This is a genomic window from Peptoniphilus grossensis ph5 (assembly GCF_000311825.1).
Lineage (GTDB): Bacteria > Bacillota > Clostridia > Tissierellales > Peptoniphilaceae > Peptoniphilus_A > Peptoniphilus_A hominis.
In genome coordinates this window covers 187,504-206,317 of record NZ_HE978567.1, presented here as the reverse complement: position 1 = coordinate 206,317, position 18,814 = coordinate 187,504, and the positions used below count along the sequence as shown (strand labels likewise).

Sequence of the window (18,814 nt, the reverse complement as noted above, 5' to 3'; positions counted from 1 at the left end):
TCCTAGGCTTGTTTGCCATGCACTAATTTAATTATTCAAATAATTAAAAATAACCTGAAATTAATTTCAGGTTAAGCTTGACTTTTGTTAGCAGGTTTTTTTGGCAAAAATTCGTGGCGAATATGAAAATATTTAAAAATCACATAAAAAAATCAAATTCCTTCTATTATATAGTATCTTTTTCAAATTCTTTCTATTATGTACCTATATATTGTAGGTGAAAAAATTTAAAAGATAGAGGGGGCTTAGTTTTGACCAAAAAATTAATAACTAATAATAAATAGGTGAGGGCGGAAAAAAGCATAAAAAAATTTTCCACGAAAAATTTTAAGGAAGTATTACAAAGATGGAGAAATATTAAAGCCATATTAAAATTTAGTAGCAGACCTGAAACATAAAAAAGAAAAATTAACACTAATTTAATACAAAAATCATATAAAAAATCAAAAAAATTAAAATATTTTAAATTTTAGACAAAAATTTCCAGTAAAAAAGTATGAATACCTTGTCAGTGCACTAATGTGAAAATATGATTAAATAGAGAATCTATAGGTTTTTGTAAATTAAAATTGTATAAATAAAATACAAAATTAATCGAGATAAAAATACACGTATTGTAATTTATTGATGTTGAAATATGTAAAATCCCTAATTTTAAGGGTTTTCAGCTAGTGAAAATGTATACATTATATAAATTAATATATAATAGAAAAATTTAGGGCAAAAAAATTTTCGAAAAATTACAGCAACAAGCCATTTTTTAAGAGAAATTTACAAAAAAGTATTGATACTTTATTATTGTTGTATTAAAATAAATATAACAATACTAGAGAATACATAAAATCCTAGTATAGACAAAGACTGATTGAGATAGGAGAGTAATAATGAATAACATTTTGAAAAGAATCATGAGCCTTTTATTGGCTCTATTAATGGTTTTAGAAGTGTTCAGTCCAGTAGCTGTATCAGCAAAATCACTTCTCGAAGATGAAAACAACCATAACTCACTTACAAGTGAAGAAAGAGTGGATCCCAATTCTATATTAGGTGGAGATTCTGTCAAGACTAAAAAAGATGACATTGACGATGAATTTCTTAAAGGTGCTGTAAAAAAACAAGAACCTAACAAAGAAATAAATAAGCTTCAAGAGGCACCAGCAAGGCAAAAAGAATCATCAACAATAATTGAAACACCAGAAAAAGAAAGCCCTGCACAAGGAAAAGAAGTTGACAAGGCAATAATCGAAGCAGGCAGGCAAAGAGAACAAAAAGCAGAAGACAAACTTAACCAAGCAGTAGAAAGGGCAAAGCAAGCAGAACAAAACGCTAAGGCTAGTGAAAATCTAAACCTAGAAACAAAGGAAATAGAAAAGCCTGGCTACAAAGCTTGGAGAGTAGTAAACAGAATAAAAGCAATCTACAAGGACGGCAAGCTTGACTGCCAAGGACTTCTAATCGAAGTAGAAGACTTTAAAGGTAACAAGAAAACCTTAACTTACGACGATATACTAAAGGACAAAAATATAATCGTAAATAAGGAAATAAAAGAAGGACTCTTTGGATCTAGCGAACTTATAATAACAACGCCAGGCCTTAGAGATATAAAAATCGATGTCAAAGTCGAAAACATGAAAAAAGATAAAGACGAAAAATCAGCACTTAGTCTAAACAAGGATAATTCAAATAAATTAGAAGATAAAGAAAATACAGAAGAAAAAGAAGAAAAAGAGGGCTTACTAGATAAGCTTAAAGAAACACTAGGCTTAACAGATCTACAAAAAGCAGACAAAGAACTAAAAAAAGCACTTGCAGACGAAAAAAACGGATTAGAAGAAATCCAAGCACTACTTAACACATTTGAAGAAAAATATGAACTTTCAAGAGAAGACCAAGCCAAACTAATGGCAGACAACGAAGAAGCAATCCAAAAACTAATAGAAAGAGATAGGAACGAAAACTTCAGACCTGATATTTTTGTTGATTTGACAAAAACATTAGCAAACAAAAAATTTACTATTAGAACTAGGTTTGATACATCAACAGCAGTTGGACCAATACTAAAAAATCAATTCTTCAATATACATCTAGACAAAAAGTTAACAGTAAATGATCAAACCACTTTAGAGCCTATTAGATACAATGGTGAAGTTATTGCTAATCCTGAATACAATTCTACTGATAACACAATAACTTATACTATAACTAGAGATATAACAGAAAACATCCAAGTACCACTAAATATCCCAGTAGATTACAACACAGAAAAGATTACTTTAGATAATGATGGTACCTTCACTGTTACAAATAGCGTGTCAGGACTTGGAGTAACAAATCCAAAATCTCTTCTACCAGAAAGGATAGATAGAAATGGTAACCCGGCAGGATCTATTATAGAACCTGGTAGAAATGACGTAATACAAATCATAGAACCAGACGACTCAAACTACAAAGTAAACACAGATGCCTATGCAACTCCAGTAATTAAAGATGGAGAATTGAAAGGTTATAACTGGACTATCGGTATATCATCAGATACTGACCTAAATGAACTAGGACTTAAGGTTAATTTCACTGAAGTCAAAGGATCTGGTCTCGGTGAAATTCAAGATAGCAATGTAGAGTTAACAGATCAACTTGTTGGAGCCTTTGGTATTCATGATTCAAAACACCACGCTCCAGCAAAAGGTACTAGAGATATAACATATAACTTCTACACACCAGTCCAAGGTATGCAAGAAAAATATATGATGGATATTTCTATAATCCTTACTGCCAAAAACAAAGTTGGCGCCAAGAGATTCGTTATGGATGGATGGCCAACTGACAAGGTAAAAGAAGCTACACCAATAAGATCAGGTATGAACAATAGAACTACAATCCTAGGAGAATTCACTTCAGAAGAAAATGCTAGATGGACTGTGACAGATGCCATATCAACTGGTGATGATAAAGATTTAGAAGGAAAGCAAGCTGATACAAAACTACCTTGGGAAACAAGAAGCCTAAGCAATAACCAAACCTTACAACAAAATGGCGGACAAGTCGCAGTATATAAAATTGATCCATCTACTGGAATGATGGTTCAAGTTGGACAAACACAACAAAATGTTAATCCGATGCCAGGAAAAGGAGAAAATCCAAATACCAACCAAGATGTTGGTACAATCGCAGTCTACGGCTATGACACAAGTTTTAGCACAGAAGAAAAGAACCCACTAAGTCTTGGTGGAGTTGAGATTTCCAAATACAAAGATATATATGTAGACCAAAATTGGAATCTTGACCAAGGTATTAATATGCCAGCTCAAACCCTTAAGGCAGTGGACTCAAATAATACTAAAAACGAATTAGGTTCTACAACTGTTAATGAAGAAACACCAGAAGGACAAGCAACTAGATCAATAACAATACCTCATGTAAAAGCATGGAATATACAAGGTGAAAGACAATTTACAAAAATACAACCAAAAATAGAGCAAACTTTCCCAACTGATAAAAAATATAATGGAAAAACTATATCCTACTACGAAAATCACAACTATTATGATCCAAACACAAAGGCTTACAATATCCATAACAGAGGAACAGTTGAGAATGTTCCAAAGATGGCAAGCTTTACTATAGTAAAGACAGATAAAAAAGACCCTAAGAAAAGACTTGCTGGAGCAAGATTCAAACTCTTTGGTGGTCCAGAAGTAATCACAGATGCCAACGGTGAAGCTGTATTTTCTAATGTGGCACCAGGAACTTACACAATTTTTGAAACAAAAGCACCAAATGGTTACAAATTAAACCAAGAGAATGCCACAATTACCATTGATAATGATGGTAATGTTAATCTTACAGGCGGATCAGCTAGCATATCTGTAGGGGCTAATCCAACTAAAACAGTTGCACACGGTGGCTATCCTGACTACATGAACGCAATGCAATATGCAACTAAGGATGCTAAGGGAAATGTTACGACCTATATCTTCCTTAAGGCCAACGAAGCACAAAGAGGTGGATCTACAAATAGAAATACTAGACTTAACCTTAGGATGGATAATGGTTCTATATCAAATGTAGAAGTTTTTGATGTGGACCCAACTTATCAAAGAAAACCTCTAAAAACTGCCATGACCCAACAGTCAGTTAATCAAGACCTTATAGACCAGCTTGGATCAAGTGTTTTAAACTATCCACATACTTATCCGATTAATGGTCATGATAATGTATACGATGATTTCTTACAAAAAACTGGATATCAAATAAGTCTACCAAAAGAAAGATTTGCAAGAGACTGGGGATTCTTGGTAAAAGTAACTGGAACAGGCGACAGCCTAACATACGATTGGTTGACAGATGAGGACACAGGAAACCAAGCTAGACTCCAAGACCAAAATATAGTTCCATCTACCTCAACTAATACAGATAAGGCTACAAAAATCACAATAACAAACGAAATCTCTGAAGCTCGACCAGTAGAAATTAAAAAACTAGAAAAGTTTAAAAACGAAGAAACTAAGAAGGAAGAATTCAAGTCAATTGCTGGAGCAACATTTGTAATAAAAGATGCAAATGGAAATGTTATGACAACAGTAGTATCAGATAAGGATGGCAAGGCTTCTTTCGGTAATTTACCAGAAGGTAAATATACAATAGAAGAAACTCAAGCACCAGATGGCTATGTAAAGTCAAATGTTATCTTTGAAGTAACAGTAGATGACTCTAAACAAGTAACTTATATTCCTAAATTTAAAAATGGATCAGGTAATCCTGTTAATGGCGAAGATTACTTAATAAAAGATATAGAACAAAGCCAAGATAAGTCTAGGGCAGATGTTACAAGTGTGACTCAAAAACTTTATGTAAATGATAAAGAAAGTGGAAGTATTGGTAGAAGGCCAGGTATCTGGGAAGCATATTTCCTTGAATCACTTTCATATACAGCCGATATAAAACTTAACAATTCAGCACCTGGATCTAGGTTTTCAATTCAATTTGACCCAAATCTAGACTTCACTCAATATTTTAATGAATTTCCTAAGATTAAAAGTAGAGAAGGAGTAGATATAGCTGACCCTTACTTCGATTACACAACAAATAAACTAACTTATGTATTCAATGAAAAATCAAAGGGTGGAGAGGCTGAAGCTAATATTAAATTAGTGGGTATTATCCCATCTAAGTATTTTGCTCAAAACGATGGTACCTACAACTTCACAGTAACAGTAGCACCAGGGCAAGATGGTCTAAATAATCAAACTATAACTCAGCCTATCACTGCTGACTACAACTTATACTACTATGACCCAAAAGACGGCAAGCCTTCTCAATCATACTACTTTAGAGATGTATATAAGGCTGATGATGGCGAATGGTATGTAACAGCCTTGGCATACTATAACCCTGACTATGTAAAACCAGGAACAAATGACGTTCTTAACTTCAATTGGAAGTCTGTAAAACACTACACAGCAGGAAACTACGTTGAATGGGCAGGGGATGGAACTACACCTCCATACTCACTAACAGATGTTAAGGTTTATCAGACATCGCCTAATATGGGAACAATTCAGTTACCTGAATTACAAACACAAAAGAAGGTAAACTACAATATGCCTTTATCCTTTGGTGTAAGACCAGAGCAAGATCCATCAACTTATCATTTAATTTATAGTAGGGCTATAGATCCTAAGGAAAAAATCACAAATGATAGAAATGGCGATGTAGTATTAAATTACGATCCGAGCAAGATCACTACATTTGGTACACTAAAGGAAAAGGGTCCTTTAAACATTAAAATGCCAAGTGTAAATAATAAAAACAAAGACGGCTATATTATTGAACAGACTTTCAAGATCTCTGATATAGACAAGTTTAACAATACTTGGAGAGCCTTCAATATGGCTAACGGACCTTTCAACGCTGCCTTTGTATCAAAAGCCAATGCCAATACAGCCATAGGGGACCAAATTGGTGGAGAAATTCCAAAATTCTACAGCCAAGAAGTTGGATTAATCAACAAAAAATACAAACCAGGTAATTTTAAGATTTTAAAACAAAATGAAACAAATAACACACCTCTTTCTGGTGCAAGCTTCTCATTAACTGATGAAGAAAACAATGTTATTTATAGAACATCAGGTACTGATGGTATCGTAAACTTTGAAAATCTAAAACCAGGTTCATACACACTAAAAGAAGAAATATCTCCAAAAGACTTTGTAAAGACTGACAGAAAATGGGAAGTAAATGTCAGCATAGACGGTAATGTGTCTATTACAGAAGTTGGATTAAACGCTACAGGCGGAACAATATATGGTAAGGATATACAAATACCAGTAGGCAATAAACCAACAGCTACAAAGTTTACAGTTTATAAAAAAGATGCTGACAACAAACCATTACCCGGTGCAGAATTTAAGCTAACAAAACAAGGCGAAACAACTGCCTTTGATACAGGAACATCTGGAAATGATGGTGTAGTAAACTTCAATAAAGACCTAACTAAAGGAACTTATATCCTTGAAGAAACAAAAGCACCAGATGGCTACCAAAAACTCAACCAAAAATGGGTAGTGGAAGTTGATGACAATAACAAGGTTAAGATTTACACTTACAATGAGAAAAAACAAGATGATCCTAGTGGAGGAGCACAACAGTTCGAAAATTCACTTCTAACTCAAGATGGAGTTAATTGGGTCGATGTATCACAAAGACCAACTGATAAGTTTATCTCTGGTGATAACAGACAAACAGGCTACGCAGACAAATCTTCAACACCTTACAAGCTTGGTACAAGAATTGTTGGTATAAATAAAACTGGAAAATACGCTATCCAAAGATATGTAATAAATCCAGAAGGAAAAGATATAGATATCTACAATGCTCTTGTCCACAGAGAAAAGCTAAATTACGACAACATGAAATGGTATGCTGGTACTGAAGATGTAAATATTTACACTCTAGATAAACCAGTTACTACTAATGTGGAAGATATCAGACTATATTCTTATAATTTAACAGACATAACTGATAAGGTAGATAAATCATCACTAGCATATTCTTATAGCGACAGACTTCAATTAGTTTTCAAAAAAGAAAAATTAACAGATGCAAGTGGAAATTCCTTAATAAAAGGAAGACCAATAGTTGTAGATGTTAAGATTCCTTATACAAATGAATCTGGTGGAGTAGGTACTGGAATGGACATTAACACATCAGAAGGGCCATCATGGAAATCAGACTACTACGAACAAGTATCAGATATTGTAGTAGGAGATTCTGTTAAGAAAGATAACATCACAGAGGATATCAAGGGATCTTATATAGCAGATGACTACCTAGATGTAACAAACGAAAAGAAAAAACACGAGTTTTCTTTCGATAAGATTAATGAAGAAATAAACACTAGTGGCGGTCATGATGCAGTTACAGGAGCAACCTTTAAATTAGTTGGACCAAAGCCAAGCGAAGATACAAAATGGGCTTATTCTGATGATAATGGAAAGGTAAGCTTTAAAGACCTACTACCAGGTACCTACAAACTAATAGAACATGGCGCTGCACAAGGTTATGAACAAGCCAATACCGATTGGACAGTGACAATCCAAAATGATGGCAAGATTTATCTAAAGGAAAACAATGAAACTAGGTCATCAAGAAACGCTGAAGTAAGAGTAGGTGACTGGAGTGTAACTACTAAAGGGAAAGCACCAACACTTTACTCACTAGTTGGATTAAGTAAATCTGCATTCTTTAGTGAAAATCTTGACCAACTGGATATTACTGATGAATTCATAAGTGAACCTGTAGGAGCAGGAAATGTATGGGAAACAGTTGACCCAAGCAAGTCTGAAGGAAGAGAAAACATTGCTCACGAAAATAATTTAATAGCAACTAGAATTATAGAGATAAACAAAGATGCTAATAGATTTAAACAAGTCTTCTTATTTACTGATGCAGCTCCAGGTAAAGAAAGACTGGTACAAATTCATAGACAACCAGAAAACGCAGAACTTGCAATAAAATCTGGTAAAAATATTGATACTATAGTTAAAGCTTATAGGGTAAATGCATCAAATATTGATGACGCTTTAAATGGTGCTAAAACTAGTTTCAATGTAACTCCAGAACAAACTACACCTAAAGGAAAACCTAGAAGAGTACAATTTTCTATTCCGGGAAGCCAAAAAGGATATATCCTAGTAGAAGTAGAAACTTCTTATACTGGAGCATTAGGACTTGGATCTGACTATAAACCAAATAGATCCGACCTACATGGTACAAGTGCTTGGGCAGGGGACTCTTATGCAAACGAAGACGGAGTAAATAAAAACCTAAGCCAAGAAACAACTTATATTATAAGCCTAGGAGCAACTACAAATGGTACTATTTCTGTAGTTGGTAATAAAACTACTGGACTAAAAGAAAATGAACAAGTAACTATAAATGTCACACCAGATAGTAACTTTGAGATAGACACTTTGACTTATAGTTATGGTGGTAATTCTTATGATATTAAGGACACCAAAACATTCGCAATGCCAGCAGCAGATGTAACAGTTAATGCTACATTCAAGCAAAAAGAGCAACCACAACCAACAAAACATAAGATTTACACTCAAACTTCATCAAACGGAACATTTACCGTAGATAAGAAAGAAGCTGTAACTGGAGAAGAAGTTACAATTACTCCAAATCCAGCCCAAGGCTATAAGGTGAAAGAAATTTATGTTGGAAGTGGAGCTGGACAAGTTCCCGTAAACAATAATAAATTTACAATGCCAAACTCTGATGTATCTATAAGAGTTGATTTTGAACAAGACACTCCACCACAACCAACAGAGTATACTATTAAAAACTATAATGGTGATGGTGGTATAGTAGCAGGTGTTCCTAACAAGGCATATAAGGATCAACAAATAAATCTATCTATTCATACTAATGATGGTTATACAGTTGAAAGAATTTGGCTAGAAGATGAAGCAGGAAATAATCTACAAGATCTTACAAATGCTACAAGCTTCACAATGCCAGATAAAAATGTGGTTATTAAAGCTACATTTAAGCAAAAAGAAGGGAAAAGTTATTATGTAGGTACTTCTGGTGATTCTACAAGAGGAAAAATCACAGTTACAAATCCTACTAACAGTCAAGCTAAAGCTGGAGATACAGTAGAATTTGAAGTTGAATCTTTCTCTGGTTGGGAAGTAGATACCTATAATGTAAGAAAATCTGACGGTTCAGGTCTATTAGATAATGTCGACTTCGATGGCAGACATGGATCTTTTGTAATGCCAGAGTCAGGTGTAACTATTAACGTAACTTTCAAAACTGAAACTGTTCCAGAAAATAGCAAGACAGTTAATATTAATCAACATACTGGCGGAAGCGTAAGTGTGGATAAAAGAATAGCTGAAGTAGGCTCTAAGGTAAGGCTATATATAGAACCTGAAAGTGGTTATTCTATAAAATCTTATAGCGTTAACAAGGCTGGTGGAAGTGGAAATGTTGCAGTAAAAAGCGATTCATATGGCTTGTACTTCATAATGCCAGATGATGACGTAACAGTTTATTCAACATTTGAAAGACAAACAAGTCCAGGTGCTTATAGAGTATCTATTTCAAACACTATAGAAAATGGTAGTGTAAGCGCAAACTTAACAACTGCAAATCGGGGAGATAGGATTTCTCTAAAGGCAAGTCCAAATCAAGGCTATAAATTTGATAGATTTATTGTAAAAGATAGTCAAGGCAAAGAAATACCTGTAGTTGCAAATTCATTTGAAATGCCAGCATCAGATGTAAGTATTTCAGCAAACTTTTATGAATATGACCCAGCTTTAGGAATTCTTATTAAAGATGGGGATAAGAGCAAAAAAGTTGAGATTACCAACAGAAAAGATGGTATCACTCCTAAGGTTATCAAGACTGATAGCTATGGAACTAAGCTTGAAGGTGCTACTTTTAACATCAAGAAAATGACTGATGATAAGTACGAAAAAGTAGACGAAACTTTCCCAGTTTTAAAAGGAACATCTGATGCTAATGGTAATGTAACATTCAAGGACGAAGATGGAAATGTAGTTAAGCTAAAAAAAGGCTACTATGTATTGACAGAAGAAAAGTCCCCAGACGGTTACAAAAGAATTGTAGCTCCATGGAAGATGGAAGTAAGAGATGACGGTGGACGTATGTATTCTGTTTACAAGGGTCCAACAGATACTCCATCAAGCTTTATAGATGATAATAAAAAAGCAAATGCAAAAGATTATAACTCTGATGGCGATATAAAAGTAAAATCTAGGTTGACTTATATCAACCCAGAATCTAAAACTTATGTACAAAGAATTTATATTGACACTAGAGATTATAAAGGTAGCGATTTATTAAACGTACAAATTAGTCCAAAATACAAGAGAGAAGAAATTGACAGACCTGGACTTCCTCCAGTAACTATCAAAGAAGGTGTAAAGACTGCCTATAGGTCAACTTATGAGATAGTAAACCCAGGAGAAAATGTAGACATCCAAAATGGAGATTATGATAAGATCCTAAGAACTTACGACTTAGCAAATCCAAACATGTCCATGGTTAACACTGCAAGGTGGAGACCATTTGACTGGGGCTTTGACGAAGACCAATTAAACATTGGCAAGGGAGTCTATATAGTAGAAGTCGAAGGTTATTACGACGATACCATTATAGATGGTACGGCAACTAACGAAGTTTATGTAGACAAAAACTATAACTTCACAGATGCTCAAGGAAATCCAAGTAAGGATCCTGTCAAAAAAGCTCCTTATAAGAAGACTGATGCTGAAATGAATCCTGCTGACTACGGCAAGATTGATCTTCACGTTGACTTTTATAAGGGTGCTAGAGAATTTAAACAATTAGTTTATTCTAAAGAAGGTGGCGGCTTTAATTATGAAACTGTCATTGGAGAAACTGGCAAAAACACAGCTTCTTACCAAGGTGGTATTGAAGCAGTAAGAAAAAGATACGAAGATTTGTTGTATGAATCTTATGTAAAACAAGGTCAAAATCAAGAGAAAGCTAGAGAAAATGCAAAGACAAAAGCAGATGCTTGGGCAAAATCAAAACCAGCTCTTCAAAAATATGCTAACTTTGTAAGCAAAAAAGTTAACTTAAATGGAACAAATTTTATTGGAGGTAAAGTTGATCCATCTGTAGCAACTGAACCATATCACCACGCAGACACATCTGTAAACCTAAATCCTATTTATTCTTCAGATTCTGAAAATGAAGTTCCAAAAGAAGGACTAGTAATCGAAAACGAAAAGGAAAAATACAACATTACCTTCTCAAAACACGGTCGTGACAATCCAGACGATAAGCCTGATAGCCAAGTAGTAACTGAAAACAGACTTGAAGGAGCAGTATTTAAGCTTCAAAAACTTATTGGTGGAAATTATGAAGATGTCAAGGGTTCAACTGTAGCATCTGCCTTCAACGGTTACTTTGGTTTCAGAAACCTAGAACCAGGTAGATACAGACTAATGGAAGTTCAAGCACCAAAGGGTTACAGACCTATAAAAGATGCCCTTCTAAGCTTCACAATTGAAACAATAAGGACAGACTCTGGTAAGATTGTAGACCCAGAATCAGGAAAAATAATTGATATTAAATCCATCAAAGTAAAATTCCCAGGAGATAATAAGGCTCAAGCTTTGACAAGTTTATATATGACTGATCCAAAGGATTCTACTAAGAAAACTCAAATTTCAAATGTTGATTCTAAAGAAATCAACATGGAAACAATCATTTATAAATCTGCTGATGCAACTAGCGGCAAGCCGCTAAAAGAATTAATCTTAGTTGTAGCAGATGGTCATGAATATGCCCTACTTCAAACTAAAATAATTTCAGACTCATCTGGATTTGTTTCCCTAGAATATGAAGGAGCTAATGGTGTTTTCCAATATGTACCTGAAGGTAAAAAGACTGTACAAGATGGTAAGCTAGTGGACTTCGTAACATCTGCCACTGCCAAGAACATGGGTAAGATAGTAAACGAAAAACCAGGCAAGGGTGCTATCACTATCAACAAAAAAGATGGCGAAGGAAATGCTCTTGAAGGTGTAAACTTTAAGCTAACTAGAATATCAAGAAAGAAAACAGAAGGCGAAACTTCACAAACTGAAGGAATTTACAATGCTACTTCAGATTCTAATGGTAAGGTAGAATTTACAGAACTACCAATTGGTAATTATGAATTAGTAGAAACAAAAGCAGTTGACGGCTACCAAAACAAGGGTCAAATATGGCACTTCACAGTTGGTGGTAAAGACCTAGACCCATACAGTGGTCCAATTGCAAGAACAGGCTCTGATCTTACAGACAAGATTACCCTTAATAAATCTGATATGGAAATCATTAGACCAGATAATGACCCTGATAGAAAAACAGATAATACAATCTGGCCTAACTCAGCTCAGTTATTTAGATTTGACAATGACTTTAAGCTAAATGATGGAATCACAATAAGACCTGGAGATTATTTCCAAGTTAAAATTAGTGATTATATGGACCTATACGGTATCTACAACAAAGATTTAATTTCAGGTCTAGATATATTCGCAGACGGTGTTGGCACAATAGCCAAAGCAGAATATGATGATGCAAATGGCATAATCACCTACACATTTACAGAATATGCTCGAACTTACGAACTAAAAGATTTCAACACTAGTATTGTAGGTCACATTAATCGTTTCAAATTCACAACATCACAAGATAATATACCTGTTGGAATAAAGATGAATTCAGATAGTGCAACAGATACCTTTAAGAAAGTAAATGTAAGATTTGACCTAGGAACACATTTTGCAGAAGCTTACGGAACTAGACCAAACTTATCTTCAAAGATAACCTACTTTGATAATAAGACAGGTGAATTTGAACACATCTTCTATATAAACAGGGATCAAAACCTAATAAATGATGGTAGGTTCACTTATATTCCAGCCAAGGGCGTGGAAAATCTTAGAATGCAAGTATTTAGGGTTAATGATGCTTATTTGAGAGATAATAACCAATACAAAGAAAGTAATAAAAATAGTATATTGCCACCATCTTATGGGGTAGATTTAAATCAATTTGTCAACAAGGGTTATATTTACTTGCTTAACAACTACACTTATTATGGCGATGCATCTAAGGATGATCCAGCGGTTTACACTTTCCCTAATGGATATCTACAAGAAGACGACACTTATATAATAAGAGTTACTGGTAGTATCAAAGATAAGACTGATACAGCAGACTATGAGGCACAAGGTAAGATCGACAGATACAATATCTATAATCAACCTTATATGGGTGCTGAAAGACACGATTATGTGTTCAGTTTGTTAAATACAAATAATGCAGATGCTAAGCTTGAAGTAACAGCAACAAACCCTAAAAACGAAATTTCCTTTAAGAAGACTGATGCAGAAGGAAGAGTACTTGAAGGTGCGAAATTCGCCCTTGTAAAATACGACGACACTTCAGCAAAATGGACTGAAGTTAAGGATACAGAAAAGACAACAGAAAAAGATGGACTAGTTAAGTATGAAAAACTTGCTCCAGGAAAATATGCCCTTATAGAAAAAGAAGCCCCAACAGGCTACAACAAGATAGAAGGACATATAGAAGAATTTACTGTAGATAAAGACGGTATAATAACTAAAGAAGTTACTAGACCTAAGGGAAGTGACAGTCCAGTATCTAGTGGTTCTACTACACCTTCCGCTGTAAGAGCTGTTGTAGAAACAGTGACAAATGCAGTAGCTAACGCTGTGGACACTCCAACAGCTACAGAAACAGAAACTGTCAACGAACCAATAGGAACAGATCCAATAAATGTTATAAACTACAAGAATATTGAATTTGTAAAAGTTGACGGAAATGATAATACAAAGACACTAGCTGGTGCAGTATTTGAAATTCACTACAAAGAAAAAGAAGATGGTAAGTACGCTGCTCTTACTAAGAAGGAAACAGTGGATGGAAAAGAAGTTGATAAACCAATAACTGTAACATCTGGTAAAGATGGTAAATTTAAACTTCCAATATCCAAAGATGGTTACTATGCATTAGTAGAAACTAAGGCACCAGAAGGATATGGTAAATTCCCTGGCAAGATTAAAGAGTTCAAACTTGAAAGTGGAAGCATTTCAGTTCTTGAAAAAGACCCACTAAAAGCTAGTTTAACAAGAGGTAAGAAAGGACAAATAGTTAGCCAAGTCCTATCAGTGGATAAAGAAAAGAATACATTCACACAAAGAATTGTAATAAATCCAAAGCACGAAAGCTTGACTGGTATCAACAACTCCTCTTACCTAAGAATCTTAGAAAATGGCTGGAGTATTACACCTAAGTTCATAAAATCTGATGGTAAAGAAGGAATTGGTGGAGAGGTTAAAGTCGCTCTTCTAAAGAAAGAACCAGGAAAAGATGATAAGAAATCAATAGCTGAATTAGAAGAAAAAGACTTTAAGAAACTAGATGCACTTCAATATGGAACAGTAGGTAACAATACTGGATCTAGATATTCATTAAAAGAACTTCTTGGAAAAGAAACTGACTCAACAAGCATTGAAACAACTGACACTATAGTTGTAGAATACACTGGAACATTAGCTAAGGGCACTACAAAAGTAGATCAAAAAGCAGATCTAATTATTGACAACACAATTCTAGATACTGCTGATTACGGTCTCGATATAAATACGCTATCAAGCACTGATCCAGTCTATGTAGATGTGAATAAGTCCAACATCACACCAATACCGGTTGAAAACCGCAAGGCTGAATATCCTTGGACTGGTGGTATGGGTACTTTAATCTTTACTGTTAGTGGTTTGATACTCATGAGTGCTGCGGCTTATGTTTACAGCAGAAAGAGGAGGGAATCTTATGATGAATAGTTATAAGGTCAAAAGTAATTCTCTTTCAGTTAATAGCTATAGAGATAATGTAAATCATCTTATCTTAAATGATTTTAAAATCTATGAGGGCAAGGCTCTTATGAAAAACCCATCAGAGGCAAGTGAGAGAAGGTGTTGCTCTTATGATTAATTCTATTAAAGACAAGAAGAGGCACCCTCCTTAGTTGGAAAAATCAAAATCAATAATTAAAATAAAGTCAGGGGGCATTACTCTGTGTTAGTATGTTCCCCTGCTGAAAATGATTCTATTCAATTTCAAAATAGTTTTTAGAAGAAAAAGGTGATATATGGATAATAAAGATAATATTGACAACTATTTCAGTAATGACTTTATTTTAGCGAATAGTGATATTTCTTTAAAAAGAAAAAATAATAACGAGATAATATTAAATCACTTAGACTCAAAATATTTTAGAAATGACAATATTAATAAAGAAGATTTAAAAGAAGATTTAGAAGAAGACATAATAATATTTAAAAGTTATCGAGATTATTTAGAGTATATTCAAGATAGCTTTGACAGTTTTCTAGAATTCTTAACTTTTTCTATAAGTTTTTGCCTAGGTGTAATAGCATCAGATATTAAAGCGTATATTCCATATTTCATTTGTATTCTTATTTTATTTATTGTAGTGTATTTTTTTAAAGTATACAGAGGAAGTAAAAGGTCTAAAACCTATAAAATATTAACTATTAACAAGCTTATTTATAAATTAGAGAATATAGAAAAAAATTATTCATATGAAAATACGTACAAAGAATTAATAGTGACAAATAGTGAACAAAAACCATCGATCAAAACTAAAATAGATAAATATAAGACATACACCCAAAAAAGCATTAAGTTAAATGTTTATAATCAAAATGATAAAGGCAAAGTTATGGTAACAGAAAATCAAGAATTAGAAAAAGAGGTTTCAAAAGATTCTACTATAGATGAAAATTCTATAGCAACAGAAGATATAAAAAAAGATAAAAGTAAAAATATATTTGAACTATCTTATACAACAGATAAAAAACTTGAAGAGTTTGAAATTAATGATTTTATAAAATATGTAGACACTAATTATCCAAAGAACACAGATACAGAAAAAGACAAACTTTTAAAAGATTTGATAGTGTTAAAATCCTATCGTGATAAATCTGAACATAAAATAAACAACAAATCTTATTATAACAATGTATTCGACAGGATTATTTCGATATTAAATATTGTTGTAGTCATTATACTAGCTTACATTTCACAAGTATTTGCTACATTTATGGATTATAAAAGTAGTTTTATAGAAAATCCAGAAGCTAATGAGGGGCTTATAAAAAAAGCAATGGATAGCTTAGAAGATTTAGAAATAATGACAAACTTTATATTTTGGATCTTTATTGCCTCAATAATTATTTTCATAATATCTTCTATAAGAGATTATTTTAATAAGAAAGAAAAAGAATCAGAAATTCAAAAACTAATCATTATTAATAATTCTATTTACACGTTAGAAGTTATTAAAGAAGAAATGGATAAAAGAGACAAAGAAATAAAAACCAAGTCCACAAAGGACGAGGAAAAAGTAAAAAGTGGAAATTAACCACAAAACAAAGGTAATAATTTACTGTTGGTAAACACAGTAAATAATTATAAAAATTTATAAAAGAAGGAGTTATATTATGAACAAGAAAAAAATTCTATCACTAATCATGGCATTAGTGATGATCGTGGGAGTATTTTCTCCACTAACAGCATTAGCTAATATAGCAGGTCCCACAACTAATCTTAATATTCACAAGATTAAGTTAGACGATTTTGACGGAGTAACAGCTAAAGACCACAAAGGTCAAGAATTGACACTTGAAGACCTTGAGGGCGAAAATTATTTCAAAGGTAAAAACCCACAATGGCTAAATGGAGTTAAATTTACTTTTTACCATGTAACTACTGAACAATTAGCTAAGCTTGAAGAAACTAATCCTCAAACAAAAGAACAAGTAAAAGCTATAATTGACCAAAATCCTAACTTATTTAACGGAGTTGATGGAGATGGAGTAGAAACAGAAGCTACAAGTGGTAATGGTTTAGTTACAGTTCCAAACTTATCCGAAGGAACTTATTACTTTGTAGAATCTGAAACACCAGCAAACCATACTGGTGCATTAGCAGTACCTTTTAAAATCACATTACCAATTTATGATGATCAAGGTAAGGCAATGGAGAATGTACACATCTATCCAAAGAACAAATTAACAGACAAAACTACTACTAAGGATTTAGACACAGAAGCAAATAAAGCAAACAAGACAACAGAAACTCACAATGTAACAGTTACTGATGATAATGGAAATAGAATTCTTACATTAGATAAGGGTGCAAAAGTTCCTTATGTTGTAACTACTCCAATTCCAGCTGGTTCAAAAGAAATTATACTAGCTTGGTCAGATAGAATGAGCTCAGGTTTAACTTATAACAATGATTTAGTTGTAAGTGCAACTTATGGTAAAACAGAAACTGAGTTAGCTTTAGAAGCAGCAGATTATACTATTACAAATGAAGGCAATGGTTTTGTATTAAAATTCACTGATGCAGGTATCAAGAAAGTATTAGAAAAAACTCTTAATAAAGGTGACGGCGTAAAACTTATTGATGGAACAATATACAACAAACAAGCCGATGAAGCTGCTCAAAAAGTTGTAATAACACTAAAATATTCAGCAACTCTTAACGGACTTACTGGTCCAGTAGACCCAGAAACAAATACAGTTTCTTTCTTCTATGGAAATAAACCAGGATACACTCCACAACCAGGAGATAAAAACCCAATGCCAGAAACAAATAAAACTGAAATTCCTGTAAGCAAATCCTTTGTTGGTGGAGATGGCGCTACAGCAAAAGATTGGCCAGCAGATTTAAGTGTTACTGTTAAGTTACAAAAATGGGACCCAGCAACAAACAAATGGGAAGATGAAACAGGCAAAACTTTAACTTTAGATGCAAATAAGACTTCTGATAAATTTACAGGTCTAGATGCAAAAGCAAAGTATAGAGTAGTGGAAGTTGAAATCAATGGTTGGGTAGCTAATTATTCTCACGATGCTCAAGGCGGTGTTGTAATCAAGAATAAGGAAAATCCTAACCCTAATCCAATTACACCTCCAGAAGTAACTGTAACATCTGGCGGTATCAGATTTGTAAAAACTGATGATAATAATGCAAATCCACTTCGTCTAATTGGTGGTAAGTTTATAATTACTAACCAAGAAGGTAAATATTTATACTACAAAACAGCTACACAATTAACAGATGAACAAACAGCTTTAAAAACTGCAGAAGGAGAATTAAAAACTCTTGTAGATCAATATAATGCAATGACAGCAGATCAACAAAATGGATCTGAAGGAACAGCTAAGAAAAAAGCAATTGATGACAAAGCAACTGAAATCGCAGGATTAAAGAAAAAAGCATCTATTCAATATACTTGGAAAGATGGATTTGGAACAAAAGATAAATTATCTGAAAATCTAGTAGTTTTAACTCCAAACAGCCAAGGTTATATGGAAATAACAGGACTTGATTTTGGAGATTACACTTTAGTCGAAATTGAAGCACCAAAAGGATATGCTATTCCAGCTGATGGTCAAAAATTTCCGTTTACTGTTGATAAGGATTCTTATAGCAATTTAGCTGAAAGTGTAAATCTAGGCAAAGATGATAAAATTGATTCATCAGAAACTGATACAACTAAAGCTCAAAGATTAGTCAACAAGAAAGTTACTATCCCACAAACTGGTGGTATTGGTACTGTTCTATTCACTGTTGTTGGTGTTGGTCTAATGGCTGGCGCTGTTATGGCAATGAAGAAGAATAGAGAAGAAGCTTAAGA

Annotated in this window: 4 protein-coding genes; all 4 read left to right on the top strand. The window is 33.5% G+C overall.

Annotated features, from left to right (window positions below; all coding sequences use genetic code 11):
• Positions 1-884: 884 nt before the first annotated feature.
• The 4 genes from HGPG_RS05290 to HGPG_RS05280 all read left to right on the top strand — a co-directional run bounded on the left by HGPG_RS05290 (position 885) and on the right by HGPG_RS05280 (position 18,812).
• Positions 885-14,924, top strand: coding sequence for a SpaA isopeptide-forming pilin-related protein (locus HGPG_RS05290; protein WP_019125019.1), 14,040 nt, complete (start codon positions 885-887; stop codon positions 14,922-14,924).
• Positions 14,914-15,075, top strand: a complete 162-nt coding sequence (locus HGPG_RS10245; protein ID WP_019125018.1) for a hypothetical protein — start codon at positions 14,914-14,916, stop codon at positions 15,073-15,075. Before HGPG_RS05290 ends, HGPG_RS10245 begins: the two co-directional genes overlap by 11 nt.
• A gap of 157 nt (positions 15,076-15,232) precedes the next feature.
• The gene (locus HGPG_RS05285; protein WP_019125017.1) at positions 15,233-16,528 is read left to right on the top strand and encodes a hypothetical protein; all 1,296 of its coding nucleotides are present in this window, start codon (positions 15,233-15,235) and stop codon (positions 16,526-16,528) included.
• Between the two features lie 79 nt (positions 16,529-16,607).
• Positions 16,608-18,812, top strand: coding sequence for a SpaH/EbpB family LPXTG-anchored major pilin (locus HGPG_RS05280; protein WP_019125016.1), 2,205 nt, complete (start codon positions 16,608-16,610; stop codon positions 18,810-18,812).
• Positions 18,813-18,814 lie beyond the last annotated feature (2 nt).